Origin of the sequence: Pseudomonas mosselii, assembly GCF_019823065.1 — a bacterium.
GTDB classification, from domain to species: domain Bacteria; phylum Pseudomonadota; class Gammaproteobacteria; order Pseudomonadales; family Pseudomonadaceae; genus Aquipseudomonas; species Aquipseudomonas mosselii.
On the sequence record NZ_CP081966.1, the window covers coordinates 2,155,053 to 2,180,767 of the forward strand.

Consider the following 25,715-nt stretch of genomic DNA (forward strand, 5'->3'; position numbering starts at 1 on the left):
TTACAGGCTGGATTTGCCGATCAGTTGCAGGCTCATCTGCTCCAGCAGCCGGTTCATGTGGATGAACTGGGCGAAGCGCTTGTCCTGGGTCTGGCCGTGGAAGAAGCGGTAGTAGATCTGCTGGACGATGCCGGCCAGGCGGAACAGGCCGTAGCAATAATAGAAGTCGAAGTTGTCGATGCGGATGCCGGCGCGCTCGGCGTAATAGTCGACGAACTGCTGGCGAGTGAGCATGCCGGGGGCGTTGCTCGGCTGGCGGCGCATCAGTTGCACCGGCGCCGGGTCGCCCGCCTCGATCCAGTAGGCCAGGCTGTTGCCCAGGTCCATCAGCGGGTCGCCGATGGTGGCCATCTCCCAGTCCAGCACGCCGATGATGCGCATCGGATTGGCGCTGTCGAGGATGACGTTGTCGAAGCGGTAGTCGTTGTGCACGATGCCCGGGCGCGGATGGTCGGTGGGCATCTTCTCGCGCAGCCAGGCGATCACCTGCTCCCAGCGCGGCGCGTCGGGCGTCAGGGCTTTTTCATAGCGGCTGGCCCAGCCTTCGATCTGGCGCTGCACATAGCCTTCCGGCTTGCCCAGGTCAGCCAGGCCGCAGGCCTGGTAGTCGACCTGGTGCAGCTCGACCAGGCGATCGATGAAGCTCTTGCACAAGGCTTCGGTGCGGCCAGCATCAAGGTCCAGTTCGGCAGGGATGTCCGAACGCAGGATGATGCCGTTGACCCGTTCCATTACATAGAACTCGCCGCCGATCAGCGATTCGTTGGTGCAGTGCACGTAGGCCTTGGGGCAATAGGGGAAGCCGGCGTTGAGCTGGTTGAGGATGCGAAACTCACGGCCCATGTCGTGGGCCGACTTGGCCTTGTGACCGAACGGTGGGCGACGCAGCACGAATTCACGATCCGGGTAGCTGACCAGGTAGGTCAGGTTGGAGGCGCCGCCGGGGAACTGGCTGATGCTCGGCGTGCCGTCGAGGTCGGGAATGTGATCCTTCAGGTACGGATCGATGACGGCCGCGTCGAGTTCTTCGCCGGGGCGTACCTGGGTGGACTGGTCGGTGAGCGTCATGCGATTTCCTTATGATCGGTAGCAAGGACTATTGGCTAATCTAATTTCCCGTCAAAGCTGGTACAAGCGTGCCAGACGTTTATTGGCCTGGGTGTTGCCGGACGATCAATCGCCCTGATGGATGGGCCTAGCGGCGGGCGAAAAAAAACCGAAGCCCGTCAGGCTTCGGTTTTTCATTGGCGATTCGCCGCGCCGATCAGGATGGGAACAGCTCGCTGAGCTTCATCGACAGCATCATGTCGCCTTCGACGCGCAGCTTGCCACCCATGAAGGCTTGCATGCCGTCGGTTTCACCGCTGACGATGCCCTTGAGGGTCTCGCTGTCCATCACCAGGGTGCAGTTGGCGTCGGCATTCTCGCCTTCCTGGATCTCGCAGGTGCCATCCTTGACCAGCAGGGCGTAGTGCTTGTCTTCATCGGTGATGTTGAAGCCGAACACCAGGTCCAGGCCGGCGGCAGCGGATGGGTTGAATTTTGCCTTCATCGCCTCGACGGCTTTAGCTACATCGCTCATGGTGTATTCCTTGTTAAGTGATATTCGCGTCCGCAAGGACACAACAGACCGGGCTCATCGGTAGGTGACGAGCTCCGGCAACCGCAACAGCCGCACATGGGCTTGGCTGTTGAAGGAAGCCAGGGTGACGTCGCGGCCCCGGAATTTCAGGTGGCTGAGCGACGTGTTGATGATCTGCCAGTTCAGGGTGAACGCCTGAGCCGGCGTGATTCCGCTCACCAGGTGAAGCAGGGCAGCGATGGTGCCGCCGGAGGTGAACAGGGCGATGTTGTCGCCGCTGGCGGCGCTGTCGAGCAGCCGTCGCAGACCATCGCCGACCCGGCCGGTGAAGGCCTGCCAGGTTTCCAGGTGTTCATCGTGGGCATGCTCGCCGTCGTGCCAGCGCTGCACCATCAGGGCGAACAGACGTTGGAACTCGCCGCGGTGCTGGGCGCCATTGCGCAGTACATGCAGGGCCTCGGGCTCTTCGGGCAGCAGGGCAGAGAGCAGGGCACGGATCACGCCGTCGGCGTCGAACTCGTTGAAGGCCGCGTCGGTCTCAATGGTCGGGACTGCCTCGCCATGTGCCTGCAGCGCGTCGAGGGCCAGGCGGGCGGTGTCCTGCTGGCGACGCAGGGTGCCGGCCAGGCAACGGTCCAGGCGCACGCCCAGCTGAGCGAGGTGCTCGCCCAGTGCCCGGCTCTGACGCTCACCGACCGGCGAGAGCACGTCGTAGTCAGCGGCACCGAAGGAGGCTTGGCCATGTCGGATCAGGTAGAGATTGCCCACGTTGAAGTCCGGCCCGGTTGGAGGTTGTTGCGAGGTTAGGTTGCCCCAGGCGGGCTGTCAACGAAAAAACATACAAGCGTTTGAAAAGGTCGTTTGAACTGTGTTGCCAGCATTTTCACCGGCTGGCAGCGGCTCTGGCGCCCCGGTATGCTTGCATCCAGTTCGCGCCGTTGCGGCGCTGGTTTATCAAGGAGTCAATGTGGAGTTTCTTGCCGAATACGCAAGCTTTCTCGCCAAAACCGCCACCCTGGTGATCGCCATCCTGGTGGTGCTGTCGGCCATCGCCGGCCTGCGTGGCAAAGGGCGGCGCAAGCCGGGCGGGCAGTTGCAGGTCACCCGTCTCAACGAGTTCTACAAGGAGCTGCGCGAGCGCCTGGAATCGGGCCTGCTCGACAAGACCCAGCTCAAGGCCCTGCGCAAGCAGCAGGCCAAGGCGGAAAAACAGCAGAAGAAAAAGCCCGAGGACAAGCGCCGGGTGTTCGTCCTCGACTTCGACGGTGACATCAAGGCCTCGGCCACCGAGAGCCTGCGCAACGAGATCACCGCGCTGCTGACACTGGCCACCCCGCGTGACGAGGTGGTGCTGCGTCTGGAGAGCGGCGGCGGTATGGTGCACAGCTACGGTCTGGCTTCCTCGCAGCTGGCGCGTATCCGCGAGGCCGGCATCCCGCTGACCATCTGCATCGACAAAGTCGCCGCCAGCGGCGGCTACATGATGGCCTGCATCGGCGAGAAGATCGTCAGTGCACCGTTCGCGGTGCTGGGCTCGATCGGCGTGGTGGCGCAGATGCCCAACGTCAACCGGCTGCTGAAGAAGCACGACATCGATTTCGAAGTGCTCACCGCCGGTGAGTACAAACGCACCCTGACCGTGTTCGGCGAGAATACCGACAAGGGCCGGGAGAAGTTCCAGGAAGACCTGGACATTACCCACCAGCTGTTCAAGGACTTCGTTGCCCGCTACCGTCCGCAGCTTCATATAGACGAAGTGGCGACCGGCGAGGTCTGGCTCGGCATCGCCGCGCTCAATCGCCAGTTGGTCGATGAGCTGGGCACCAGTGACGAGTACCTGAGCCGCAGCGCCCGCGAGGCCAATGTGTTCCACCTGCGCTTCGCCGAGCGCAAGAGCCTGCAGGAGCGCATCGGCGTGGCCGCCAGTGGGGCGGTGGAGAACACCCTGGTAGGCTTGTGGAGCAAACTCGGGCGTCTGCGCTAACACCTTGAACCCCTTGAAGATTTTTTTCTTCAAGGGGGTTGCAAGGTCCATCGAATGCCGACATAATGGCGTCCATCGAAACGCAGCTGACTTGAAAAAGCCCAGCGGTTTCAAGGGGATAGCGAAAGCTGGCTCCGACTTTGAGGCCGAGTAGCAAAGTGGTTATGCTCCGGATTGCAAATCCGTCTACGCCGGTTCGATTCCGACCTCGGCCTCCACTATTCGAAACCCCGCAGACCGCAGGTCTGCGGGGTTTTTTAATGCCTGCGAATTATTCGTCGTCCCACTATCTGGGACAAATCGTGGGACACTAAGGAAAGTGTGTGACCACCAGTAAATCCGCGGTGATCTTCTACTGGTTATTCAAGGATGAAACGCAATGAAGAAGCTCAAAGAGCTGGACGCAGCCGCCACCCGTTACCTGAGCAGGTACTCCCGCAAGCAGTTTTTCTCGATTTTCGTTGTGATTACGGCGATCAACTATTGGTGCGCCTACAACGTAGAGGGATACAAATCGATCTGGCTGGCAATGATTGGCGGCTGGTTCTTCGGTATGACCTTCGCGCCGTTCCACGCTAAAAAGGGCCAATCCTGAAGGCAGCTACTGGGTAGTGATCTTGGGTGGTAGCAAGGGCGGCCAACGTTGGACAGCGAACCGCCTTGATCAGCCGCGTCTGCGCAGCCACTCATCCGCGACGTCCCCCATGGTGGCAGGCGCAGCGCTCTTGATCCAGGCCATGAAGGCGCGGTCGAACTTGAAGGCCTCGCCACATTCATTAACCAGGAACTGTCGGACCTTCTGCGTATTCCGGTAGTGCCTGTCCAGCGGGGTGGTGCGGGTGATCGGTCCAGCGTGCCAGTCGAAGCTCATCTTCATTCCCTTGGATGGCCATGATCCTCGGAGCGTAGCACTGTCTGCGGCTGTGCGGGCGTGCGCTCACCTGATGGTCTGAGCCGTCTCATTGAGCCAGGCGGCTTGCCAGAAGCTCGACAAACGCCCGCACCTTGACCGGTCGAAAGCGAGCCGTTGGAAAGACTGCATGGATCTCGCCTCGGGGTAGCGACCATTGCGGCAGCACCTCGATCAGCCGGCCTGCTTGCAGGTCAGGTTCCGCCACATAGTCCGGAAGGACCGATAGCCCGGCCCCGAGCAGCGTGGCTTCGCGCACTGCCAAGGTGGCGTTGAGCGACAGGCTGGCTCTCATCTCAACCGTTTCGCGCTGTGAGGTGTCCTTGGCAAATACCCAGCGGGTCGGTTCTCGCAGCGCCAGGTTCGCCACGATCGGCAACTCGGCCAGCTCCGCTGGGGTCTGCAGTTTGCCTACCCGCGCTTGCCACTGAGGGGCGGCCACCAATCGTTGCGCAAACTGGCCGATTCGTCGGGCCTGCAGATGTTGCTCGGTAATCCAGCCAACGCGAATGGAAAGGTCCAGATCGTTGGCGCCCAGATCCAGGGTTTGGTCGCTGAAATGGGCCTCGACCTTGCACTGCGGATATCGCTGCGAGAATGCGGTGATGGCCGGCACCACGACACCGATGCCGTAATCGAAAGGGGCGGTCAGGCGTAGGGTGCCCGTCGGCTCACTGGCGGCCTCGGACAATTCTTCGAAAGCCTCTTCCGCCTCTTTGAGGATCAGAGCACAGCGTTGGTAGAACTGTTGGCCTGCCTCGGTGGTGCGGACATTTCGCGTGCTGCGCACCAGCAGTGTGGTGCGGCAGTCGCTTTCCAGCCGCGCTACCTGCTGACTGACCACGGCCTTGGTGATGCCGAGGCGTTCGGCAGCGGCGGTGAAGGAGCCGGTCTCGACCACTGCGGTGAAGTACGCAAGCCTGTTCAGGCTGGAAGCGCCGGTCATTGATAGATCCTCAATGTATGTCTATAGCATACGGTGTGTTTATTTCGTATGTATTTAAATGTCAATGCCTGCGCGGTAGGATTTGAGGCATTCCATTTAAGGCGATCTACTATGAGCAGGACTCTGGTTTACCTCTTCGATCCACTGTGCGGCTGGTGCTACGGCGCAGCTGGACCGCTGCCTCAGGTCCTCGAGTCCACTGGCCTTGCGTTGCGCTTGGTACCGACGGGGCTGTTTTCCGGCAGCGGTGCGCGCGTCATGGATGACGACTTTGCGGCCTATGCCTGGAGCAACGACCAGCGTATCGAACGCCTGACCGGGCAAGTCTTCAGTGAACGCTATCGCGATCATGTACTCGCCGACCGTCTTCAGGCGTTCGACAGCGGCCCATCTACCCTGGCGCTCAGTGCAGTGAACCTGACAGCGCCTGAGCGCGAGTTCGAAGCGCTCAAGGCGATCCAGGCGGCGCGCTATGTCGATGGCCTGGACGTGACTCGAGTGGAGACGTTGACCGCTGTCCTGGCAAACCTGGGCTTGGATACCGCCGCCGAGCGCCTGACGCGTCCGGATTCGGCCTTGCTGCAGGTCAACGACGATCGTGTGGGGCAGGGGCGTGCCTTGCTGCGTCGTGTGGGCGGCCAAGGCGTACCGACATTCGTTCTGCAACAAGCGGACGATGCCCTGCAGTTGTTGCCTGCCAGCGCTATCTTTTCAGATCCACGAGCCTTCATTCGCGAGCTGAACGCGGGGGTAAAATCATGAGCAAGGGCAACCTGGACATCATCCGAGCCTCGTACGAAGGCTCAGCCGAACAGAATGGCCAGAATCTGCTGGCGGCGTTGGCTGCGGACGTGACCTGGACCGAGGCGGCCGGCTTTCCTTATGCCGGTACCTATGTCGGCCCCCAGGCGATCATGGAGGGTGTGTTCCATCGCCTGGCCACCGAATGGGATGGCTACCAGGCCAAGGTGCATACCTATGTGGCCGAGGACGACCGAGTTGCCGCCTTTGGCGTTTACTCAGGTACCTATCGCAAGACCGGGAAAGCGATGACCGCAACCTTTGCCCATCTGTACCGTTTGACGAACGGCAAAATTGTCAGCATGGAGCAATACGTCGACAGTGCGCAGGTCAACGCGGCGCTCACCTGAGCCGTTTCACGGTCGCCGTTGGCTTAAGGCGCAGGCCGCCGCAGAGCGGCCTGCGCCGACAGGCAATTACTTGCCCGAAGCGTCCTGCTCGACCACCAGGTCAAGCACATAGACCTGCGACGAGGCGTCGGCCGGCGGGTTCTTCCATTCGTATTGCTTCACGCGCAGCACGGTGCGCACGCCGTCGCGGTGCTCGTAGCCTTCGATGGATTGGTACAGCGGGTGCCAGCTGTCCTGGGTCGCCAGTTGCAGGCCGGCGTCGTCATAGCGACGCTCGCGCACTTGCAGGCACTGGTAGTTGGGGATCAGCGGGTGGCTGCACTTGACGGTCTTGGCGGCCACTTCCAGGAACTTGATCTCGCCCTTGCTGCCATAGCGGGTCTCTGGGGTGGCTTCACCCTGGAATTTCAGCACCGAACCGTCCTGGGTGGTCAGTTGCAGCACCGGCTCCCCGGCATCGTCGGAGAAGGTGGTGCGCAGGTCGCCCTTGAACAGGCGCCCGACCTGGGCGTCCAACTCCATCAGGGGCTTATCGCAGGCCTTCAGGGTCGAGGCCAGTGATTGCACCTTCAATACGCCGTCCTTGTAGGAATAGCCGCCGAACTGGTTGTTGCAGCCGCCATTGATGTTCAGGTTACGCTCGGCGAAGTTCAGGCGCAGCTTGCCCTCGATGCCAGGCGCCATGGCGGCGATGGCCTTGCCCGACGCATCGTTGGCAGCGACCAAGTTCCAGTAGTAGGCCGAGAGTTTGGGCTGGGTTGCGGGAGAGGCGGCAGTAGCAGGCATGGAAGGCGTCCCTTCATGGGAAGTGGAAGCCGGAGCGCACGCCTGGAGCAGGGCGGCGCAGACGGCAACGAGGAGAATATTCTGTTTCATGGTTCGCTCTTTCAGCCTTGAAAAGTGGGGGGCGGCATCCTCGACAGGCGGGATGCGCGCGCCGGTAAACCGGGATATCGAGACCGTTTCAGGATCGCTTCGCGATGTGGACCTTGCCACGCCTGTGAGCGCTATCGGACGGCCTCGGCAGTAACCGATGGCAATGGGACAGCATCGATTCCATTGAGTTTCATCAACGGGGTGGCCTGCAAGTGTTGCCGGATTTTGCAGGAAAGCCAGCGCCCTCTAGACCTGCGGGCCTTTGCAGGGATATCCACTCATTTTCGCGGCCTGCAGCGCACGCTCCCTGGCCAAGGGCGTGAGTGCCCCTGCTGCATAGCCGTTCTTGATGTAAAGAAAATAGTTGCCCTGCAGGTCGTGGAAGATCCGGTAAACATCGGCAGCTCTATGGGGGGTTGGTAGCGTGACTTTATCGACCATCAGTTCGTAGCCGTCGATATCCAAACTGCCCAGCCTGGCCGTGAAGTCTGCCTCTAAGGCTGCGCGCCAGCGATTGCGCTCGTAGGTGCATGCCCAGAAGAGGGCGATCAGTACCAACAGTCCAGCGCACAGAAAGGCGATGTCGGTGAGCAGTTTCAGCATGTCGTTCCTTTGACCTATGGTCCTTCAATACCGGCCGTATGCCACTTTACCAAGTCGCAACGGGAGAGTGCGCATCCGCCGTGGTGTTGATATGCCTGATCGCTCAAGTAGGGGTATGAGAAAGCTTCTTGTCGTTGTCGTGGGCTAGGATTGCACAGACCCCAATCTGCAGAGGCAAACAGCAATGAGCAAATACCGCACCGTCATTGCCACATTGACATCCATCGCACTGGTACTGGCGCCCTGCATATCCTTCGCCGACCCGGGGAATGGCAAGGGGAAATCCCAGCAGAACCATGGCAACCCGGGGGCGGGCAAGCACGATGGTGGTCATGGCGGCCCCGTGATCGACCGTGGCGATGTGCTCGGTATCCTGGGGGGGCACCGTGACTACTGGAGTCCTGGGCCAGCGCTTCCTCCGGGTATCCAGAAGAACCTGGCGCGTGGCAAGCCTCTGCCCCCTGGCATTGCAAAGAAGCTCGATGGCCGGCTGCTGGGCCAACTGCCGCGTTATGACGGTTACGAATGGATGCAGGCGGGTGTCGACCTGATTCTGGTGGCAGTCGCCACGGGGGTGATCTACGAAGTACTCAACGGTGCTTTCGACTAGCGCGCAGGCAAAGAAAAGGCCCGCTGGGGAGGGCGGGCCAAGTGTTTCACGGATGAGTCACTACCTTGGCACGGCAGACGTGAAAATGTTGTCAATTGCCGTGGCTTTCTCGTGATCGGAGCGCCCAAAAAAGAAAACCCGCCTAAAGAGGCGGGTTGAACAGAACGTATCGAAGCCAGGTCAGTCTGCCTGTGCAGATGTCAGAATTTCGTGAAGGCTTGGTCAGTAACCGTTACTGAATTTTTCATCGATCCTGCGCCGTTTCACGGCGTACTGTTTCTGGTTGATGATATCCAGCAGCAGTTGGTTGTCGAGCTCATCCAGTTCTCTTCTTTTCATGCCTGACACATGCGCCCGGGTGACCTGATAATTGATTGACTCGGCCGCGTTGTACCCACTGAACGGGTCCCACAGTACCGAGACAGGCCATAGCAACAGGTTTACGGTGCCGTAGCCGTAGGCACGCCCATAGAATGAGCCACCTCCCGGCAACAGCCCTAACAGCAGTGCACCCACGGGGCTCTTCTCTTCCACGGCCAGGTTGTTGGCCCGGTAATGATCGAGTTCGGCCGTCTGGACGGAATTCAGGCCGCTGGCGCAGCCGGTGATCAGCGTAAGTAGCGCTGCAGTCAGCAGATAGCGATGAAGCATCGTGAGTCCTTACTTGCGGGGGGAATTCATCCTCGCAAGCCATGGGCACGAGGTAATGCCATGCTGCGCCCAGGACGGCAACCCGGCTGTCATCCGAATCATCCGTACTCGTCAGAAATAGCCATGAAAAAACACTCGGCCAGCTCAAGCATGCGCGAGCGCCAACTGGCTGATGACGCACACCGAGCGATCCTCCGCGGGCGTTGCTGCGCTGTAGTCCACCTGGTTGTACACCCCGCCATGGAAGTTGAACGTGCGTCCATACCAGCTTGAGGTCAGCTTCAGTGTGCCCGAGTCTGCTTCGCGTCCGTCATGGATGGCGATGACCTTGGCAGAGCCGTCGGCAGTGACTTCGATACTGATGTCGAAGAGGGCGCCCAAGGGCACGCCAGCCAGCAAGGTGCTGTTGATCGGCGTCACCTGATCGAAGTCCCGGCGAAAGCCGAGGGTGATCCTGCCCTTGTTCCAGAACACCTTGATCGCCGGGCTGTCGTCGTCTTTCACATGCATCTGCGCGATCACCACCTTCTGCGCCGAGTTGACCTGCTCGAGCACCATGCGCTGGTGGCTGAAATGTCGGTTGGCACTGTTCATGGCCCAATAGGTGGCTTCCTTCCACTCGCAGCGAGTGCGATGTGTGCTCTTGCTCGACGCGCCCTTGGTCGGCGCGGTCATGCGTACCGCGCCATTGTCCAGGCGTCTGACCACCTGTGGCAGGGTGGCCAGGGCCTGTGCCCCGGTGACCTCTAGGGCCAGAGGGTCGCTAGCGGATTTGGCGAGCGGTGTGGTGATGATCAGCGTGTCGATGTTCACGGCCATACGGAAACCTCCTGGATAAAAAGATCCTGCACCTATGCGAGCAGTTGAAAGGCGTCGGGTTCAGTGAGCCAGGGAGGTCCGGGCAAAAAAAGCCCGCCAGGGCGGCGGGCGAAGTGCGTTTTTGAAGGGAGAGCCTGTACCTTGCACCTTGTCGGTTAAGCTGAGGTTAAGTGCCGCGAGCATTGACCGCCCGCGCCGATGCGCCTATACAGGCGTGCCGTTGTTACCGGAGCCTGCAATGCACGACGAAGACGATCTGCCCGAACCCGAGCACGATCACCTGCTCGATCCCGAATTCCACGAAGACTACGACCCTGAGGCTGACGCTTACGGGGCGCTGGATGAAGTCGAAGAGGATGAAGAGTCACTCGACGACTTCGACGATGAGGACGACCACCCGGCCTGGCACGACGACTGCGACGATTGATGTCGCCGCCGTCACGCTCAGCGGCGGTCGAGGGAGAAGCGCCCGGCGCCGGTGAGGGCCAGCAGCAGCAACCCGCCGACGATGGCGAGGTTCTTCAGGAACTGGGTCATGTTGGCGCTGCGCTCGGGCTCGACCATGTTCCAGAACGGGTGCCCGAGCAGCGCGGTACCCAGCACGAACAGGGCAAACAGCAAGGCCAGCGGGCGGGTGTAGAAGCCCAGGATCAACAGTATGCCGACCAGCAGTTCCATGATCACGGCGACGGCCGCCGCCAGCATGGGCGCGGGCGCGCCCAGGGAGGTCATGTAGCCGACCGTGCCTTCGAAACCGCTCAGTTTGCTCCAGCCGGAGAGCACGAACAGGATCATCAGCAGGATGCGAGCGAGCAGCAGGATGACGTCGCGTTGACCGTCGAGCAGGCTATAGCGCATGGCGGCGCTCCAGTGGACAGGGACAAGTTCCACTCTAGCAGTTGTGTGGCGGTTTTCCGGCGGGCATGAAAAAGGCGCCGCAAGGGCGCCTTGATCGACAGAAGATGGTGCGAGTGGCGGGACTCGAACCCGCAAGGCTCACGCCGACAGATTTTAAGTCTGCTGTGTATACCAATTCCACCACACTCGCACGATAGGCCGGCGCGCTGCATAGCGGCGGGGCCTGGGCAATCAGGCGCGCTTTATAACCCATTGTTATAGAAGCGTCAACTGGCCCTGGGGTTCAGGGTTCGATGCTGCGGGCGATGTCGCGCATGTCGCAGGCCGAGTGGCGCAGGGCATCGACATGCCCGTCCATGGCCTGTGCATCGGCCTCGTGAACCGAGTGACGCAGGAAGCGGGCATGGCCATCCAGGGCCTGGCACAGTTCGTCGAGTTCGCTGGCGTTGCGCACCAGATCATCCTGCAGCCCTTGCATGCGAAAGTTCGAAGTCATGTCGGGTCCTCGTGGGATCGGGGCGGGGCCCACTATAGGCCAATTGACAGCATGCCGCCATTACGCCACTGTTCAGGCATTGGATCCAACGGGTCGTGTCGCCATGTCATCGCGTTCCTCCTATCCAGAGACAGCACGGCGTGTACAGCCGAAGCTGTTCTGGCGGCTGCTGTTCCTGCTTGTCTGCCTGCTGGCGGCATTCCTGTACGCCGGCTTCATGAGCCTGGGCGGCTACCTGCTGATGCTAGGGCTCGACCTGGACCACCCCGAACCTCAACGCTTCCTGGCATTGGGCGGCGGCGTGTCGATCCTGTTACTGGGGCTGTGGCTGTTGAAGGTGGCGATGCCGCGCCGTCTGGTGCCGACGGTGGTGGAGCGTGAGCACTGACGATCGTCGCCTGAAGGACGGTGTCGGCGGGACTTTGGCTACGCTCAATATGTCCTTTCGCGGTGCTTGTGGAGCTTGCATGGTGTCGACAGACCGCCCCACTCATTCGGTAATGCCCGAGGCGCGCTACGAGCAATTGGTCCAGGCCGTGGTGGACTATGCCATCTACATGCTCGACCCGACCGGCCATGTGGTGTCGTGGAACGCGGGTGCGCAGCGAATCAAGGGTTATCGTGCCGATGAGGTGATCGGCCAGCATTTCTCGTTGTTCTTTACCGATCAGGACCGTTCTGAAGGGCGCCCACAACAACTGCTACGCCAGGCCCTGGAAGAAGGCAAGGCGCAGGACGAGGGCTGGCGCGTGCGCAAGGATGGCACGCAGTTCTGGGCGCTGGCGGCGCTGGATGTGATCCGTGATGAGCATGGCGAGGTCATCGGCCTGGCCAAGGTCACCCGCGACATCACCGATCGCCGCGAGTCCGCGCTGCAACTGGACGCCATGCGCGCACAGTTGTTCCAGGCGCAGAAGCTCGAAGCCTTGGGACAACTGACCGGAGGCCTGGCCCACGATTTCAACAACCTGCTGACGATCATCATCAGTTCTGCCCGGCTGGCCTCTGGCAACCAGGATCCGGCACGCGTGCGGCGCCTGCTCGAGCATATTCTCGACGCCGGGCAGCGCGGTACCCAACTTACCCAGCAACTGCTCAGTTTTGCCCGGCATCGGCAACTGAATGTCACCAGCATCGCGCCAGCCCAGGTGATCGACACCACTCGCGGGCTGGCGGAGCACGCGTTGCCCAGGGACATCGAACTGCTGCTGCAGGTGCAGCCGGACCTGCCGCTGATCGAGGTGGACGCCGGGCAGCTGCAGATGGTCCTGCTCAACCTGGTGTTCAATGCCCGCGATGCGATCGCGACGACGGGGCAGATCCACCTGACGGCCGAAAGCGTCCGCCTGGCCGGCGAGGTGGAGGGGCTGCATGGGCGCTTCGTGCGCTTCGATGTGCGTGATGACGGGCAGGGTATCGACCCCCAGGTGTTGCCGCGCATCTTCGAGCCGTTCTTCACTACCAAGGCCTTCGGCAAGGGCACCGGTCTTGGCCTGAGCCAGGCCTATGGTTTCGCTCGTCAGAGTGATGGCGCGATCAGCGTGTCCAGCCGCCCCGGTGAAGGCACCTGCATGAGCTTGTACCTGCCCGCCCGAATGGGCGACGATACCCCATCGAGCGACGGATAGACCATCATGGTAGAGCAACTCAAGCGACTGGCCACCGGCATCGAAGGGCTTGATGCGCTGCTCAAGGGCGGGCTGGTGGTCGGTGCGTCCTACATCGTCCAGGGCCACCCGGGCTCGGGCAAGACCATTCTCGCCAACCAGCTGGCCTGCAACCATGTGCGCGACGGTGGCCGGGTGCTGGTGGCGACCCTGCTCAGCGAGTCTCATGAGCGCTTGTTCCAGTACCTGTCGACGCTGAGCTTCTTCGACCCGGCGCTGGTCGGCGACAGCATCCAGTTCGTCAGCGCCTTCGATACCCTCGAGCAGGATGGCCTGGATGCGGTAGTCAGGCTGTTGCGTCAAGAGATTGCGCGGCAGCAGGCCACCTTGCTGGTCGTCGATGGCCTGCTCAACGCCCGCTCACGGGCGGAAACCAGCCTGGATACCAAGAAGTTCGTCTCCGAGCTGCAGGGGCATGCGGCGTTCGCCGGTTGCACGGTGCTGCTGCTGACCAGTGCCCGGCTTGAGGAGGGCAGTCCCGAGCACACCATGGTCGACGGCGTGATAGAGCTGGGCGAACACCTGGTCGGCAGTACCGCGGTGCGGCATGTCCAGTTGCGCAAGACCCGCGGCAGCGGCGCGCTGTCTGGTCGCCACGAATGCCAGATCGATGAGTCGGGGTTGCAGGTCTATCCGCGCCTTGAAGCGCTCTACAGCCGCCCCAGCCAGCAGGGTGCGCAAACCCTGGCGCGGGTCGCCACCGGGGTCGCCGACCTGGACGGCATGCTCGGTGGCGGGCTGGCCGAAGCCTCGGTGAGCTTGCTGATGGGGCCATCCGGCGTGGGCAAGACGGCTTTGGGCATCGCGTTTCTCGCCGCCTCGACGAGGGCCGCACCGGGTCTGCATTTTGGATTTTACGAGACGCCGGCGCGACTGCGCCTGAAAGCGTCCGCTCTGGGCTACGACTTGCCTGCGCTGGAGCGCGAGGGGGCGGTGCAACTGAGTTGGCAGCCGACCACCGAAGGCCTGCTGGATCAACTCGGCGCGCGCCTGCTGGCGCAGGTCGAGGCATTGGGCGCGCGACGCGTGGTGATCGACAGCCTGGGCGCCTTCGGCCGTTTGGCGCTAGAGCCCGCCCGCCTGAATGCGTTCTTCCGCGCGCTGACCGGCGAGCTGCGTGCCCGTGGCGTCACGGTGCTGCTGACCTGGGAGATGCGCGACATCTTCGGTGCGGAGATCACTGCGCCGGCTCCGGACCTGTCGAGCATCGTCGACAACCTGATCCTCATGCGCTTCGCCGAGCTCGACGCACAACTGCATCGCGCCCTGTCGATCATCAAGGTGCGTGACAGCGACCACGATCCGGCCTTGCAGGCATTGAATCTGGGGCCGACAGGCATCAACCTGGCGCGGGCATTCGATGGCGCCAGCGGCGTGCTCAGTGGCTCGGCGATATCGCCAGGAGACCGGTGATGGGATGAGCAGCATCCTGATCGTCGACGACGAGTACCTGATCGCCGATATCCTGGGATTCGCTCTGGAGGATGAGGGTTACCTGGTGGAAAAGGCCAGCAATGGGCGCAAGGCGCTGGAGGCCTTGAGAGAAAAGCGCGTGGACCTGGTGATCACCGACTACATGATGCCGGTGCTCAATGGCGAGGAACTGTTGAATGCGATTCGTGACGAACTGCTGCTGACGGACCTGCCGGTGATCCTCATGAGCGGTGCCCAGGCCAGCCAGGGCCGGGCCTGCCCCGGAAGGTTCGCGGCGGTGTTCGACAAACCCTTCGACATGGACCGAATGATCGCCACGGTACGCGAACTGCTTGGCGCCTGAGGTTCGCAAGAGGCTCCCCGCATGGGCGGGCAATCGATCAGGCGCATCCGTGCGGCATGATGCGGTTGGCTTGGGGTTACTCGTCGTTGCTTTTTTCCGGCGCCGGGCTGCCGGCCTGGATCCGCTTGTAGATCTCTTCACGGTGCACCTGGACATCCTTCGGTGCATCGATACCGATCCTCACCTGCATCCCCTTGACGCCCAGAATGGTGACTTTGATGTCATCGTCGATGACGATGCTTTCGCCAACCTTGCGTGTGAGTATCAGCATGTATTTCTCCTTGGTGATGTAGAAAACCGCCGAGCCTGATGGTCTGCGGTGGGAGCCTGTCCCTCTTCCTTCTCATTAAAGACGCTTTCGGCGGATAGTAATTCCCCGACAGACAAATTCTGTTATCGATCTTTAGTTGCAGGTGCCAGTGGGGGTGCTACGCATTCCGCTGGCCAAGGTGCTCAGTGGCAAGGATAGGGTGCTTGGGTCCATATGGGAAATTTCTCTGCTCGATGAACTAAATAGTTGGGGTCAATGATCGTTTTGGCGCGCAAGCGCCTGGAGAAAGCGCAGCAGTGACACTTCCTCGAGTTCCAGGCCCTTGCGTGCCCGCGCGCGGGGCAGGTCCGCCAGGCGTCCGAGTTGGAAGTGTTCGAGTACGGCAGGGTGGATGTAGCAGCGTCGGCACACCGCTGGCGTGTTGCCCAGTCGCGCCGCCACCTGGCGGACGGTGTCGGCGACCTGGCGCCTGGCCTCGCTGTCGGGTTCCCAGGCCAGTGGCCGCAGCAGGCTCAGGGCAAGGCTGCTGCCGGCCCAGGTGCGGTAGTCCTTGGCGGTGAAGTCGGCGCCGGTCAGTTGCTGGAGAAACTGGTTGACCTCGGTCGAGCCGATGCCATGGCGCTGGCCCTGTTCGTCCAGGTACTGGAACAAGGCTTGGCCGGGCAATTCCATGCAGCGCTTGACCAGCCCGGCCAGGCGCCGGTCGGTCAGGGTGACGTTGTGCTCGACTCCGCGCTTGCCACGGAACTGAAAGCGAATTTGGCTACCCTTGACCTGCACATGGCGGGTGTTGAGCGTGGTCAGTCCGTAGGAGCGATTGGCGCGCAGGTATTGGCGGTTGCCGATGCGGATCAGCGTACTGTCGAGCAGGCTGATCACCAGCGCCATGACCTTCTCCCGGCCCAGCCCCGGGCAGGCCAGGTGCGCATCCAGTTGCTTGCGCAGCTTCGGCAGCGCTTCGGCGAAGGCCAGCATGCGCCCGTACTTGTGCTGGTCGCGCAGCTCGCGCCATTGCGTGTGGTAGCGGTACTGCTTGCGCCCCCGGGCATCCCGGCCGGTGGCCTGCAGGTGGCCCTGTGGATCGGCACAGATCCACACATCGGTGTAGGCCGGCGGGATCACCAGGGCTGCGATGCGCGCCAGTGTGTCGGCATCGCGGACACGCTGGTTGCTTGCGTCGAAATAATGAAAGCGATCGCGCCAGCGCCGCCGGGTCAAGCCGGGCTGGCTGTCATCGACGTAGTGCAGGGCGGCAGGGAGCGGGCAGTCGGGCATGGGGGCGGTCCATGAAGGGCACTCTTGCTGCAATGGACAGCGCCGGTTGCGTCATTGCTCAGCCCAGCAGCGCTACCGACTTGATCTGCGCCCAGAGGGTCTGGCCCGGCTGCACCGCGAGCTGATCCGCCGAATAGCGGGTGATGCGCGCCAGCAGGGCGTTGCCGGCGGCGTCCAGGCTGACCAGCACATGGGCGGGGTTGTCCGCCGGGCGGCATTCGCGGACTCGCACCGGCAGGCGATTGAGGATGCTCGAGGCGCTGTCGGCGGTCAGTGCCAGGCTGACATCCCGGGCCTGGACCTTGAGCCGCAGGGTGCTGCCCATGTGCAGCCCCGGGTGGGCGATGCGCAAGCGCTGGCCGTCACTGCCGGGCAGGCGTAGCTCGAACAGCTGGTAATGCGGATCGTGACCTACCACCACGCCTTCGAGCACCACGCCGGCATCCTCGCCCTGGGCCAGCGGCAGGTCGAGGCGCGCCAGGGTCTGGCCGATCGGCCCGCTGGCCACGGCCTTGCCCTGTTCGAGCAGGACCAGGTGGTCGGCCAGGCGCGCCACTTCGTCCTGGGCATGGCTGACGTAGATCAGCGGAATGTCCAGTTCGTCGTGCAGGCGTTCCAGGTACGGCAGGATTTCCCGCTTGCGCGCGCTGTCCAGCGCGGCCAGGGGTTCGTCCATCAGCAGCAGCCGTGGGCTGCTGAGCAGGGCTCGGGCGATACCGACCCGCTGCGCCTCGCCACCGGACAGGGTCGCCGGCTTGCGTGCCAGCAGGTGGCCGATGCCCAGCAGTTGGCAGGCCTGCTCCTGGCTGATCTTGCGCGCCTCGGGGGCGATGCGGCGCCAGCCGAACTCGAGGTTGCCGCGCACCGACAGGTGCGGGAACAGGCTGGCCTCCTGGAACACGTACCCTACTGGCCGCTGGTGTGGCGGGATGAAGTGCCCGCGCGCGCTGTCTTCCCAGACCTCGCCATTGACCTCGATGTAGGCGCTGGCGGCCCGCTCCAGGCCGGCCAGGCAACGCAGGCACGAGGTCTTGCCCGAGCCGGAATGGCCGAACAGGGCGCTGATGCCGCGTCCGGGCAGGTTCAGGTCGACGTCCAGGGTGAAGTCGTCACGCGCCAGTTTCAGACGCGCCTGTATCGATGTACTCATGTCAGCTCCAGCCGGCCTTGCTGCGACGGCCTGCATAGAGCATCAGCAGCACCAGGAACGAGAACACCAGCATGGCTCCGGCCAGCCAGTGCGCCTGGCTGTATTCCATGGCTTCGACATGATCGAAGATCTGCACCGAGACCACCCGGGTCTTGTCGGGAATATTGCCGCCGATCATCAGCACCACGCCGAACTCGCCCACGGTGTGGGCGAAGCCAAGAATGCTGGCGGTGATGAAGCCGGGGCGCGCCAGCGGCAGCACCACGTGGATGAAGGTATCCCACGGGCTGGCCCGCAGGGTGGCGGCCACCTCCAGCGGGCGCTGGCCGATGGCGCCGAAGGCGTTCTGCAAGGGCTGCACCACGAAGGGCATGGAGTACACCACCGAGCCGATCACCAGCCCGGTGAAGCTGAACACCACGCTGCCCAGGCCCAGGGCCTGGGTGGCCTGGCCTATCCAGCCCTGGGGGCCGAGGGCCAGCAGCAGGTAAAAGCCGATCACGGTCGGTGGCAGCACCAGCGGTAGGGCCACCACCGCGCCGATCGGTCCGCGCAGCCAGGAGCGTGTGCGCGCCAGCCACCAGGCGATGGGCGTGCCCAGCACCAGGAGAATGGCGGTGGTCAGGCTGGCCAGCTTGATGGTCAGCCAGATCGCGCTCAGGTCACCGGCGTCGAGCGGCATCAGAGCTCATAGCCGTAGGACTTGATCACCGCGGCGGCCTTTGGACCCTTTAGGTAGTCGACCAGGGCCTTGGCGGCCGGGTTGTCCTTGCCTTTGTTGAGAATCACCGCGTCCTGGCGGATCGGGTCATGCAGCTCGGCGGGCACGATCCAGGCGGAGCCTTCGCTGACCTTGCCATCCTTGTAGATCTGCGACAGGGCGACGAAGCCCAGCTCGGCATTGCCGGTGGAAACGAACTGGAAGGCCTGGGTGATGTTCTGACCTTCGACGATCTTCGCCTTGGTGGCTTCGGTCAGCTTGAGCTTGTCCAGCACCTGGGTGGCGGCCAGGCCATAGGGCGCGGCCTTGGGGTTGGCAATGGACAGGTGCTTGTATTCGTTCTTCTTCAGCACGTCGCCCTTGGCGTCGACGTAGCCCGGCTTGGCCGACCACAGCGCCAGGGTGCCGATGGCGTAGGTGAAGCGTGAGCCCGCGACGATTTCCTTTTCCTGCTCGAGCTTGGCCGGGGTACTGTCGTCGGCGGCGAGGAACACTTCGAACGGCGCGCCATTCTTGATTTGTGCGTAGAACTGGCCGGTAGCGCCGTAGGCGGCGACCAGCTTGTGGCCGGTGTCCTTCTCGAAGTCCTTGGCGATGGCCTGGATGGGCGCTGTAAAGTTGGCCGCTACGGCGACATGGACTTCATCGGCCTGGGCGGCGTTGACGGCGATCAGGGTGGCCAGGGCACTTAAGGCCAGGTGGGGCAGACGAATACGCATGTAGACGGCTCCTAGGGGGCGGCGGATTATCGTTATGGCTTGAACTATATAGCGATACGCCATCCGTCGGGAAGAGGGTGCCTGAAAGTTTCTTGATCTATTGGTCAGCTTTTTGTTGGCCGCCCGGCAATGGCTCGGGTCAGCTCACCCGCCGGCATGTGACGCCCAAGGCGCAGCGCCTGTCCGGACCACAGGTTGCTGAAATCGGCGTTGCCCTGCGGGTCGGTGATCGCCCGCAGTGGCATCAGCGCGCCGCCGGCCAGCGGGAAGCGCGGGGCGAGGGCGCTCATCGGCCCCAGCTCGCGCATCAGGCGGTTGTTGATGCCACGCGCCGGGCGGCCGGTGAACAGGTTGGTCAGCGCTGTATCGTTGGCGGACGCGCTGTCCAGGGCGCGGCGGTGCGCCGGGGACACATTGGCCTCTGGGCAGAACAGGTACGCAGTACCGACCTGCACCGCCGAGGCGCCCAGGGCCAGGGCGGCGACCAGGCCGCGATGGTCGCCGACACCACCCGCCGCGATCACCGGCAACTGCACGGCATCCACAACCTGGGGCACCAGGGCGAAGGTGCCGATCTGGCTGTTGATGTCGCTGTCGAGGAACATGCCACGATGGCCGCCGGCCTCGTAGCCCATGGCGATGATCGCGTCGCAGCCATGCTGTTCAAGCCACCGCGCTTCCTCCACCGTGGTGGCGCTGGACAGCACCTTGGCCCCGGCTGCCTTGACCCTTCGCAGCAGCTCGGGCGCCGGCAGGCCGAAGTGGAAACTGACCACCTCCGGGCGCAGTTCCTCCACCAGCTGGCAGCTCTGTTCGTCGAAGGGCGCGCGATTGGACACCGGTGTCGGCGCCTCGAAGTCCGCGCCGACTTCCTCATAGTAGGGCTTGAGCGCCTGCTTCCAGCGGGCGTCGCGCTCGGGGTCCGGCGGCGGCGGCTGGTGGCAGAAGAAGTTCAGGTTGAGCGGGCCCCGGCAGGCGGCGCGAAAGGCCTCGATCTCGCCGCGCACCTGCTCGGCGGTGAGCATGGCGCAGGGCAGGGCGCCGAGACCGCCGGCGTTGCCGACGGCAATGGCCATGGCCGAACCGCTGGCGCCGGCCATGGGCGCCTGGAGAATGGGCAGCTCGATACTCAGCAGGTCGAGGATGCGACGGTCTTGCCGGGTGCTCATGGACGACTCCTTGAGTGCGGGGCGTGCTGCGTGGTTACAAGGCCTTGCTGACCTGGATGTCGCTGATCTTGTCGACGTCGTCGCCGTGGATCTTGCGCAGCGCTTGCTGCGCCTGCTCGAGGGAGGCGTCGGGCATCTGGGCGAAGTCCCAGCGGCGCTCGCCGTCGAGCTTGTACTTGATCACATATTTGATGGTCTGGGTCATGCGGCTATCCAAGTGTTATCCGAGTTTCGACGACGAGCGACGGACGATCTTGATCTTGTGGCTGAGGGCCGGCTTGCGCGTCACCGAGATCGGGCGAGTGGTCACGGTGTCGATGGTGATGTTCCAGAAGCCAGTGCTCGGCACGGTGATCTTCGCCGGGAAACGCTCGAAGTGGCCGCCGTGGTAGGTGTGGCGCCCGCCATTCTTGAAGCTGCGGAAGTTGGCGTCGTTCATCAGGCGGATATTGCAGCGCTGGGAGCACTCGATGACGACGATGTCGTCTTCGTTCAGGTGCTCGCGCTGGTGTACGAATTTCATGGGGAGCTCCGCAAGGATTGGTTCAGCAAACGCGAAAGATACCACGATGTGAGGTTACACTTGCGCCCGGGCTGGCCAAGCCAAGGAGATTTCTGCCAGACGTGGGAGCAAAACCGCCTGGATGTGGTCAGAGGATGACTTTGCAGATGCTGGAGACGATGTAGATGAAATGGGTGTTAGCGGCGGTATCGTTGGCCTTGGGGGGCTGTGTCAGCGTAACGGAACTCGAGCAGTCCCACGCGACGCTGGATGTGATCTCCGGCAAGACGCCGCGCGAATATGCCGATTGCGTGAAGCGCAAGCTGGCCGACACGCGTGATCCCTTGCAGGAAGAGGTACGGGGCGATGGCCTGCGCCTGACCGTGCCGCAGAAGGTGTCGGCCGGTGTCGGTCCTGCGGCGCTGCTCGATATCGACAAGCGCGGCAGCGGCAGCGCGATCAAGGTGTATGAACGGCTGAACAACTTCCCGCTGCGCCTGGGTGATGTGCGTACTTCGGCGACCCAGTGCATCTCCGGTTCTTGATCCAGCTCAGTTAATCGGCGATTAGCTGGCGGTTTGCCACTTTCCTTCCCGGTGACGCGTTGTCGCACGTCGGGGATTAGGCCTAGTATTTCTGGGCTTATATCGTTTGAGCCTAAGCTTATAACAAGGAAATGGAGCCTCCGTGATGAAACCCCTGAGCCATGTCGTGATCGGCAGCCTGCTGATCTTGGCCTGGCCCTCGGCGCACGCTGCCGATGGCCAGAAAATCTTCAACCAGGGCGGGCAGAACCCCGCCGCCATGGCCTGCCTGGGCTGTCATGGCCCGGACGGCAAGGGTATCGCCGCCGCCGGCTTTCCCCGTCTCGCCGGCCTGCCTGCCGGCTATCTCAGCAAGCAGTTGCACGACTTTCGCAGCGCCAGCCGCAAGCAGCCAGTGATGGAGCCGCTGGCCAAGGCCCTGGACGATGCCGAAATCGAGGCGGTCAGCACCTATCTGGCTAAGCTGCCTGCCGATGCCGCGGCGGGCACGCGTCGCCAGCAGATCGCCAACGATCCGGTGGCCCGCCTGGCCATCTACGGCGACTGGAGCCGGCTGATCCCCGGTTGCGTGCAGTGTCATGGCCCGGGCGGCAGCGGCGTCGGCGAGCACTTCCCGCCGCTGGCCGGGCAGCCCGCCGCTTACCTGGTGGCGCAACTCAATGCCTGGCGCGATGGCAGCCGCAGCAATGACCCCAACCAGTTGATGGTCAACGTGGCCAAGGCGATGACCGATGCCGAGGTCAAGGCGGTCGCTGACTACTTTGCCCAACCGGCCAGCCAGGAGGTCAAGCCATGAAAGTCCTGATGCCAACCCTGCTGCTGGCCATGGGCACTGCCCAAGCCGCCCCCATCGCCATGGAAGACCAGTCCCAGCTCAAGGTCCCGGGCGTGCAGGCCGCCCCGCAGTTCGTGCCGCCGGCGGAAAGCGCGATCCCGGATAACGCCTTCGGCAAGATGATCCGTGAAGGCCACGCGCTGTTCGTCGATACGCGACGATTGATGCCCGACGCGGTCGGCAACGGCATGAACTGCAGTAACTGCCACCTCGACCAGGGACGTATGCCACATTCCGCGCCATTGTGGGGCGCCTACCCAATGTACCCGGCGTATCGCAAGAAGAACGACAAGGTCAACACCTTCGCCGAGCGCATCCAGGGCTGCTTCACCTTCAGCATGAACGGCAAGCCGCCGGCGGCCGACAGCCCACAGATGACCGCCTTGAGCGTTTACGCCTACTGGCTGTCGACCCAGGCGCCGACAGGCGTGGAAATCGCCGGTCGCGGCTACCCGGAGGTGCCCAGGCCCGAAGGTGGTTATGACTTCAAGCGCGGCAAGCAGGTGTATGACGAGCAATGCGCGATCTGTCACGGTGGCAATGGCGAAGGGCAAAAGGTGGCCGGGGAGTATGTGATGCCGCCGCTGTGGGGCAAGGATTCCTACAATTGGGGCGCCGGCATGCACCGGATCAATACCGCGGCGTCGTTCATCAAGTACAACATGCCATTGGGCAAGCCTGGCAGCCTGAGTGATCAGCAGGCCTGGGACGTGGCCGCGTGGATCAACCGCCATGAGCGACCGCAGGATCCGCGGCTGGTCGAAGGCTCGATCGAGAAGACCCGGCTGAAGTTCCATGCCAACGACGGGGTCAACCTGTATGGGCAGAAGGTCGATGGCGTGCTGATCGGGCAGGGGATCGGCGGCTGAGCCACGGTCATCGCGGGGCATCTTCGAGAGCGGGCCTGCCCCGCGATGACGCTGCCGGTCGCCTGAAATTCACGCCCTGGCGGAACTATCTACACTGGAATATCTCTATGATGGCATCGGCCAGCGCGGGGGGCATTGTAAGGTGAACGCCGCCTGATTAGACTGCGCCGAATTTCGTACGCAAAGCCCTTGTTAAGGACGTATATGATCAAGAAATGCTTGTTCCCGGCAGCCGGTTACGGCACCCGCTTCCTGCCCGCTACCAAAGCCATGCCCAAGGAAATGCTGCCGGTGGTCAACAAGCCACTGATCCAGTATGGCGTTGAAGAAGCGCTGGACGCTGGCCTCAACGAGATCTCCATCGTCACCGGCCGTGGCAAGCGCGCCCTGGAAGACCACTTCGACATCAGCTACGAGCTGGAAAACCAGATCAAGGGTACCGACAAGGAAAAATACCTGGTCGGCATCCGCCGACTGCTCGACGAGTGCTCGTTCTCCTACACTCGCCAGACAGAAATGAAAGGCCTGGGCCACGCGATCCTCACCGGTCGTCCGCTGATCGGCGACGAGCCATTCGCCGTGGTACTGGCCGACGACCTGTGCGTCAACCTCGAAGGTGACGGCGTGCTCAAGCAGATGGTCAAGCTGTACAAGCAGTATCGCTGCACCATCGTGGCGATCATGGAAGTCGACCCGCAGGAAACCAGCAAGTACGGCGTGATCGCCGGTGACCTGATTGGTGACGACCTGTACCGCGTACGCAACATGGTCGAGAAGCCGAAACCCGAAGATGCACCGTCGAACCTGGCGATCATCGGCCGCTACATCATGACCCCGGACATCTTCAAGCTGATCGAGGAAACCGAACCTGGCAAGGGCGGTGAAATTCAGATCACCGACGCATTGATGAAGCAGGCCCAGGACGGCTGTGTGATTGCCTACAAGTTCAAGGGCAAGCGTTTCGACTGCGGTGGCGCCGAAGGTTACATCGAAGCGACCAACTTCTGCTTCGAAAACTTCTACAAGACCGGCAAGGCTTACTGAGTTTCCGGTATTGTGTGAAAAGCCACCTTCGGGTGGCTTTTTTGTTTGCGGCGGCCAACGGCGCTATGCTGGGCGCCTGCCTAGGAGAGTGAATACATGGCCTACGATTTTGATCTGTTCGTGATTGGCGCCGGTTCCGGCGGTGTGCGCGCGGCACGTTTCGCCGCGGGGTTCGGTGCGAAAGTGGCGGTGGCCGAGAGCCGCTACCTCGGCGGCACCTGCGTCAACGTCGGGTGCGTACCGAAGAAGCTGCTGGTGTACGGCGCCCATGTCGCCGACGAACTGGAACAGGCCGCGGGCTTCGGCTGGACCCTGGAAGAGGGGCATTTCGACTGGGGCACGCTGATCGCCAACAAGAACCGCGAGATCGAGCGCCTCAACGGCATCTATCGCAACTTGCTGGTCAACAGTGGCGTGACCTTGCTGCAGGGCCATGCGCGCCTGACCGGCGCCCATGAGGTGGAAGTCGAGGGCCAGCGTTACAGCGCCGCGCATATCCTCATCGCCACCGGCGGCTGGCCGCAGGTGCCGGACATCCCCGGCAAGGAGCTGGCGATCACCTCCAACGAAGCCTTCTACCTCAAGGACCTGCCGCGCCGGGTACTGGTGGTGGGCGGCGGCTACATCGCCGTGGAGTTCGCCGGCATCTTCCAGGGCCTGGGCGCCGACACCACGCTGCTGTACCGCGGCGAGCTGTTCCTGCGTGGCTTCGACGGCTCGGTGCGTACCCACCTGAAGGAAGAGCTGGAGAAGCGCGGCCTGGACCTTGAGTTCAACGCCGACATCCAGCGCATCGACAAGCTCGAGGATGGTAGCCTCAAGGCCACCCTCAAGGACGGTCGCGAGCTGGTCGCCGACTGCATCTTCTACGCCACCGGGCGCCGGCCGATGCTGGATAACCTGGGCCTGGAAAACACCGGCGTCGAACTGGACCCGCGCGGCTTCATCCGCGTCGACGAGCAGTACCAGACCACCGAACCGTCGATCCTGGCCATTGGCGACGTCATCGGCCGTGTGCAGCTCACCCCCGTGGCCCTGGCCGAAGGCATGGCCGTGGCCCGGCGCCTGTTCAAGCCCGAGCAGTACCGCACGGTCGACTACCAGAACATCCCGACTGCGGTATTCAGCCAGCCGCCGATCGGCACCGTGGGCCTGACCGAGGAGCAGGCGCTGGCCGCCGGGCACAAGGTGCAGATCTTCGAGAGCCGCTTCCGCGCGATGAAGCTGACCCTCACCGATATCCAGGAAAAGACCCTGATGAAGCTGGTGGTCGACGCAGAAACCGACAAGGTGCTGGGCTGCCACATGGTCGGGCCGGATGCCGGCGAGATCATCCAGGGCCTGGGGATCGCCCTGAAGGCAGGTGCGACCAAGCAGCAGTTCGACGAGACCATCGGCGTGCACCCGACCGCCGCGGAAGAGTTCGTGACCATGCGCACCGTCACCCGCTGATACGCGTTTATCCCGGATCGCGGGGCAAGCCCGCCCCCACGCCTGAAAACCTTCTGGCGTGGGGGCGGGCTTGCCCCGCGATGCATTTTGCCCCCGCAATCCTTTGCTCAGCCCAATCCCTTCTATTAATAATCCCGCCTTATAGCCAAAACCAATCACCAGCATGAGCTTTGCCAATGAGCCTTCATCGGGACCAGCGGTTAGGATTCTCTCCGTCAACTGATTTCAACCCA

General features: G+C 62.8%; 34 protein-coding genes and 2 tRNA genes. 16 read left to right on the forward strand and 20 right to left on the reverse strand.

The genetic code is table 11. The annotated features are described in order from the left end of the window. The 3 genes from K5H97_RS09865 to K5H97_RS09875 form a co-directional block, all read right to left on the reverse strand. Nucleotides 1–1,068 (reverse strand): phosphotransferase family protein, encoded by a 1,068-nt coding sequence (locus K5H97_RS09865; protein ID WP_028692454.1) that lies wholly within the window; start codon nucleotides 1,066–1,068, stop codon nucleotides 1–3. Nucleotides 1,069–1,264: 196 nt separating this feature from the next. Continuing rightward, nucleotides 1,265–1,582 (reverse strand): SCP2 sterol-binding domain-containing protein, encoded by a 318-nt coding sequence (locus tag K5H97_RS09870; protein ID WP_028692453.1) that lies wholly within the window; start codon nucleotides 1,580–1,582, stop codon nucleotides 1,265–1,267. A gap of 54 nt (nucleotides 1,583–1,636) precedes the next feature. Further along, nucleotides 1,637–2,350, reverse strand: a complete 714-nt coding sequence (locus K5H97_RS09875) for a histidine phosphatase family protein (protein ID WP_028692452.1) — start codon at nucleotides 2,348–2,350, stop codon at nucleotides 1,637–1,639. A gap of 199 nt (nucleotides 2,351–2,549) precedes the next feature. On the opposite strand from K5H97_RS09875, the gene sohB reads away from it, so the two are divergent. From sohB to K5H97_RS09890, 3 genes are all read left to right on the forward strand, one after another. After that, on the forward strand, nucleotides 2,550–3,566 hold the full coding sequence (gene sohB, locus K5H97_RS09880) for a protease SohB (protein WP_028692451.1): 1,017 nt from the start codon (nucleotides 2,550–2,552) through the stop codon (nucleotides 3,564–3,566). A 144-nt stretch (nucleotides 3,567–3,710) separates the two neighbouring features. Next, nucleotides 3,711–3,784, forward strand: a tRNA-Cys gene (locus K5H97_RS09885). Nucleotides 3,785–3,945: 161 nt separating this feature from the next. Next, entirely contained in the window at nucleotides 3,946–4,161 is a 216-nt protein-coding gene (locus K5H97_RS09890; RefSeq protein ID WP_028692450.1) for a hypothetical protein, read from the forward strand. A gap of 69 nt (nucleotides 4,162–4,230) precedes the next feature. On the opposite strand, the gene K5H97_RS09895 is transcribed toward K5H97_RS09890, so the two are convergent. Then, entirely contained in the window at nucleotides 4,231–4,437 is a 207-nt protein-coding gene (locus tag K5H97_RS09895; protein WP_028692449.1) for a DUF6434 domain-containing protein, read from the reverse strand. A gap of 88 nt (nucleotides 4,438–4,525) precedes the next feature. Next, nucleotides 4,526–5,422, reverse strand: coding sequence for a LysR family transcriptional regulator (locus tag K5H97_RS09900; RefSeq protein WP_036986662.1), 897 nt, complete (start codon nucleotides 5,420–5,422; stop codon nucleotides 4,526–4,528). Nucleotides 5,423–5,533: 111 nt separating this feature from the next. Here K5H97_RS09900 and K5H97_RS09905 point away from each other — a divergent pair, with 111 nt between their 5' ends. Then, the gene (locus K5H97_RS09905) at nucleotides 5,534–6,184 is read left to right on the forward strand and encodes a DsbA family protein (RefSeq protein WP_028692447.1); all 651 of its coding nucleotides are present in this window, start codon (nucleotides 5,534–5,536) and stop codon (nucleotides 6,182–6,184) included. Further along, nucleotides 6,181–6,573, forward strand: coding sequence for a nuclear transport factor 2 family protein (locus tag K5H97_RS09910; RefSeq protein ID WP_028692446.1), 393 nt, complete (start codon nucleotides 6,181–6,183; stop codon nucleotides 6,571–6,573). Before K5H97_RS09905 ends, K5H97_RS09910 begins: the two co-directional genes overlap by 4 nt. Before the next feature lie 66 nt (nucleotides 6,574–6,639). Here K5H97_RS09910 and K5H97_RS09915 read toward each other — a convergent pair whose 3' ends face one another. Together K5H97_RS09915 and K5H97_RS09920 are read right to left on the reverse strand one after the other, a co-directional pair. Continuing rightward, nucleotides 6,640–7,359, reverse strand: a complete 720-nt coding sequence (locus K5H97_RS09915; RefSeq protein ID WP_230962652.1) for an META and DUF4377 domain-containing protein — start codon at nucleotides 7,357–7,359, stop codon at nucleotides 6,640–6,642. Nucleotides 7,360–7,695: 336 nt separating this feature from the next. Further along, entirely contained in the window at nucleotides 7,696–8,052 is a 357-nt protein-coding gene (locus K5H97_RS09920) for a hypothetical protein (RefSeq protein ID WP_028692444.1), read from the reverse strand. A 184-nt stretch (nucleotides 8,053–8,236) separates the two neighbouring features. Between K5H97_RS09920 and K5H97_RS09925 the strand changes: the two genes are divergently transcribed. Next, nucleotides 8,237–8,662, forward strand: coding sequence for an anti-virulence regulator CigR family protein (locus tag K5H97_RS09925; protein WP_028692443.1), 426 nt, complete (start codon nucleotides 8,237–8,239; stop codon nucleotides 8,660–8,662). 222 nt (nucleotides 8,663–8,884) lie between these two features. Here K5H97_RS09925 and K5H97_RS09930 read toward each other — a convergent pair whose 3' ends face one another. Together K5H97_RS09930 and K5H97_RS09935 are read right to left on the reverse strand one after the other, a co-directional pair. Continuing rightward, nucleotides 8,885–9,313: a hypothetical protein gene (locus K5H97_RS09930; protein ID WP_028692442.1), complete on the reverse strand. Its 429-nt coding sequence runs from the start codon at nucleotides 9,311–9,313 to the stop codon at nucleotides 8,885–8,887. Between the two features lie 144 nt (nucleotides 9,314–9,457). Next, entirely contained in the window at nucleotides 9,458–10,132 is a 675-nt protein-coding gene (locus tag K5H97_RS09935; RefSeq protein ID WP_028692441.1) for a polysaccharide lyase family 7 protein, read from the reverse strand. A gap of 238 nt (nucleotides 10,133–10,370) precedes the next feature. On the opposite strand from K5H97_RS09935, the gene K5H97_RS09940 reads away from it, so the two are divergent. After that, on the forward strand, nucleotides 10,371–10,559 hold the full coding sequence (locus K5H97_RS09940; protein ID WP_028692440.1) for a hypothetical protein: 189 nt from the start codon (nucleotides 10,371–10,373) through the stop codon (nucleotides 10,557–10,559). A 17-nt stretch (nucleotides 10,560–10,576) separates the two neighbouring features. Here K5H97_RS09940 and K5H97_RS09945 read toward each other — a convergent pair whose 3' ends face one another. The 3 genes from K5H97_RS09945 to K5H97_RS09955 all read right to left on the reverse strand — a co-directional run bounded on the left by K5H97_RS09945 (nucleotide 10,577) and on the right by K5H97_RS09955 (nucleotide 11,486). Beyond that, entirely contained in the window at nucleotides 10,577–10,990 is a 414-nt protein-coding gene (locus K5H97_RS09945) for a DoxX family protein (RefSeq protein WP_028692439.1), read from the reverse strand. A 105-nt stretch (nucleotides 10,991–11,095) separates the two neighbouring features. Further along, nucleotides 11,096–11,180, reverse strand: a tRNA-Leu gene (locus K5H97_RS09950). Between the two features lie 93 nt (nucleotides 11,181–11,273). After that, nucleotides 11,274–11,486, reverse strand: a complete 213-nt coding sequence (locus K5H97_RS09955) for a hypothetical protein (protein WP_036986661.1) — start codon at nucleotides 11,484–11,486, stop codon at nucleotides 11,274–11,276. Nucleotides 11,487–11,589: 103 nt separating this feature from the next. On the opposite strand from K5H97_RS09955, the gene K5H97_RS09960 reads away from it, so the two are divergent. The 4 genes from K5H97_RS09960 (at nucleotide 11,590) to K5H97_RS09975 (ending at nucleotide 14,930) form a co-directional block, all read left to right on the forward strand. Then, entirely contained in the window at nucleotides 11,590–11,874 is a 285-nt protein-coding gene (locus K5H97_RS09960; RefSeq protein WP_028692437.1) for a hypothetical protein, read from the forward strand. A gap of 79 nt (nucleotides 11,875–11,953) precedes the next feature. Further along, nucleotides 11,954–13,114 (forward strand): two-component system sensor histidine kinase NtrB, encoded by a 1,161-nt coding sequence (locus K5H97_RS09965; protein ID WP_036986660.1) that lies wholly within the window; start codon nucleotides 11,954–11,956, stop codon nucleotides 13,112–13,114. Between the two features lie 6 nt (nucleotides 13,115–13,120). Continuing rightward, nucleotides 13,121–14,566: an ATPase domain-containing protein gene (locus K5H97_RS09970; protein WP_028692436.1), complete on the forward strand. Its 1,446-nt coding sequence runs from the start codon at nucleotides 13,121–13,123 to the stop codon at nucleotides 14,564–14,566. Nucleotides 14,567–14,570: 4 nt separating this feature from the next. After that, nucleotides 14,571–14,930, forward strand: coding sequence for a response regulator (locus K5H97_RS09975; RefSeq protein ID WP_028692435.1), 360 nt, complete (start codon nucleotides 14,571–14,573; stop codon nucleotides 14,928–14,930). A gap of 76 nt (nucleotides 14,931–15,006) precedes the next feature. Here K5H97_RS09975 and csrA read toward each other — a convergent pair whose 3' ends face one another. The 8 genes from csrA to K5H97_RS10015 all read right to left on the reverse strand — a co-directional run bounded on the left by csrA (nucleotide 15,007) and on the right by K5H97_RS10015 (nucleotide 20,758). Next, entirely contained in the window at nucleotides 15,007–15,201 is a 195-nt protein-coding gene (gene csrA, locus K5H97_RS09980; RefSeq protein WP_023628788.1) for a carbon storage regulator CsrA, read from the reverse strand. Between the two features lie 252 nt (nucleotides 15,202–15,453). Next, nucleotides 15,454–16,476 carry a DNA topoisomerase IB gene (locus K5H97_RS09985; RefSeq protein ID WP_028692434.1) on the reverse strand — a complete coding sequence of 341 codons (1,023 nt, stop codon included), beginning with the start codon at nucleotides 16,474–16,476 and terminating at the stop codon, nucleotides 15,454–15,456. Nucleotides 16,477–16,534: 58 nt separating this feature from the next. Next, complete coding sequence (gene modC, locus K5H97_RS09990) at nucleotides 16,535–17,626, reverse strand: molybdenum ABC transporter ATP-binding protein (RefSeq protein WP_028692433.1); 1,092 nt, start codon at nucleotides 17,624–17,626, stop codon at nucleotides 16,535–16,537. 1 nt (nucleotide 17,627) lies between these two features. Continuing rightward, nucleotides 17,628–18,308: a molybdate ABC transporter permease subunit gene (gene modB, locus K5H97_RS09995; RefSeq protein ID WP_028692432.1), complete on the reverse strand. Its 681-nt coding sequence runs from the start codon at nucleotides 18,306–18,308 to the stop codon at nucleotides 17,628–17,630. Continuing rightward, complete coding sequence (gene modA, locus K5H97_RS10000; protein WP_028692431.1) at nucleotides 18,308–19,066, reverse strand: molybdate ABC transporter substrate-binding protein; 759 nt, start codon at nucleotides 19,064–19,066, stop codon at nucleotides 18,308–18,310. Before modA ends, modB begins: the two co-directional genes overlap by 1 nt. A 104-nt stretch (nucleotides 19,067–19,170) precedes the next feature. Continuing rightward, nucleotides 19,171–20,235: an NAD(P)H-dependent flavin oxidoreductase gene (locus K5H97_RS10005; RefSeq protein ID WP_028692430.1), complete on the reverse strand. Its 1,065-nt coding sequence runs from the start codon at nucleotides 20,233–20,235 to the stop codon at nucleotides 19,171–19,173. A 34-nt stretch (nucleotides 20,236–20,269) separates the two neighbouring features. After that, the gene (locus K5H97_RS10010) at nucleotides 20,270–20,440 is read right to left on the reverse strand and encodes a hypothetical protein (protein WP_088851781.1); all 171 of its coding nucleotides are present in this window, start codon (nucleotides 20,438–20,440) and stop codon (nucleotides 20,270–20,272) included. 15 nt (nucleotides 20,441–20,455) lie between these two features. After that, nucleotides 20,456–20,758 (reverse strand): DUF1883 domain-containing protein, encoded by a 303-nt coding sequence (locus K5H97_RS10015; RefSeq protein WP_028692429.1) that lies wholly within the window; start codon nucleotides 20,756–20,758, stop codon nucleotides 20,456–20,458. Nucleotides 20,759–20,922: 164 nt separating this feature from the next. On the opposite strand from K5H97_RS10015, the gene K5H97_RS10020 reads away from it, so the two are divergent. The 5 genes from K5H97_RS10020 to gorA all read left to right on the forward strand — a co-directional run bounded on the left by K5H97_RS10020 (nucleotide 20,923) and on the right by gorA (nucleotide 25,482). Further along, nucleotides 20,923–21,282 carry a hypothetical protein gene (locus tag K5H97_RS10020; RefSeq protein ID WP_028692428.1) on the forward strand — a complete coding sequence of 120 codons (360 nt, stop codon included), beginning with the start codon at nucleotides 20,923–20,925 and terminating at the stop codon, nucleotides 21,280–21,282. Between the two features lie 145 nt (nucleotides 21,283–21,427). Continuing rightward, entirely contained in the window at nucleotides 21,428–22,078 is a 651-nt protein-coding gene (locus K5H97_RS10025; protein WP_028692427.1) for a c-type cytochrome, read from the forward strand. Then, nucleotides 22,075–22,986, forward strand: coding sequence for a c-type cytochrome (locus tag K5H97_RS10030; RefSeq protein WP_028692426.1), 912 nt, complete (start codon nucleotides 22,075–22,077; stop codon nucleotides 22,984–22,986). Before K5H97_RS10025 ends, K5H97_RS10030 begins: the two co-directional genes overlap by 4 nt. Before the next feature lie 204 nt (nucleotides 22,987–23,190). Beyond that, a complete protein-coding gene (gene galU / locus K5H97_RS10035) occupies nucleotides 23,191–24,030 on the forward strand; it encodes a UTP--glucose-1-phosphate uridylyltransferase GalU (RefSeq protein WP_010223914.1) in 840 nt (279 codons plus the stop codon). 96 nt (nucleotides 24,031–24,126) lie between these two features. Beyond that, on the forward strand, nucleotides 24,127–25,482 hold the full coding sequence (gene gorA, locus K5H97_RS10040) for a glutathione-disulfide reductase (RefSeq protein WP_028692425.1): 1,356 nt from the start codon (nucleotides 24,127–24,129) through the stop codon (nucleotides 25,480–25,482). Nucleotides 25,483–25,715 lie beyond the last annotated feature (233 nt).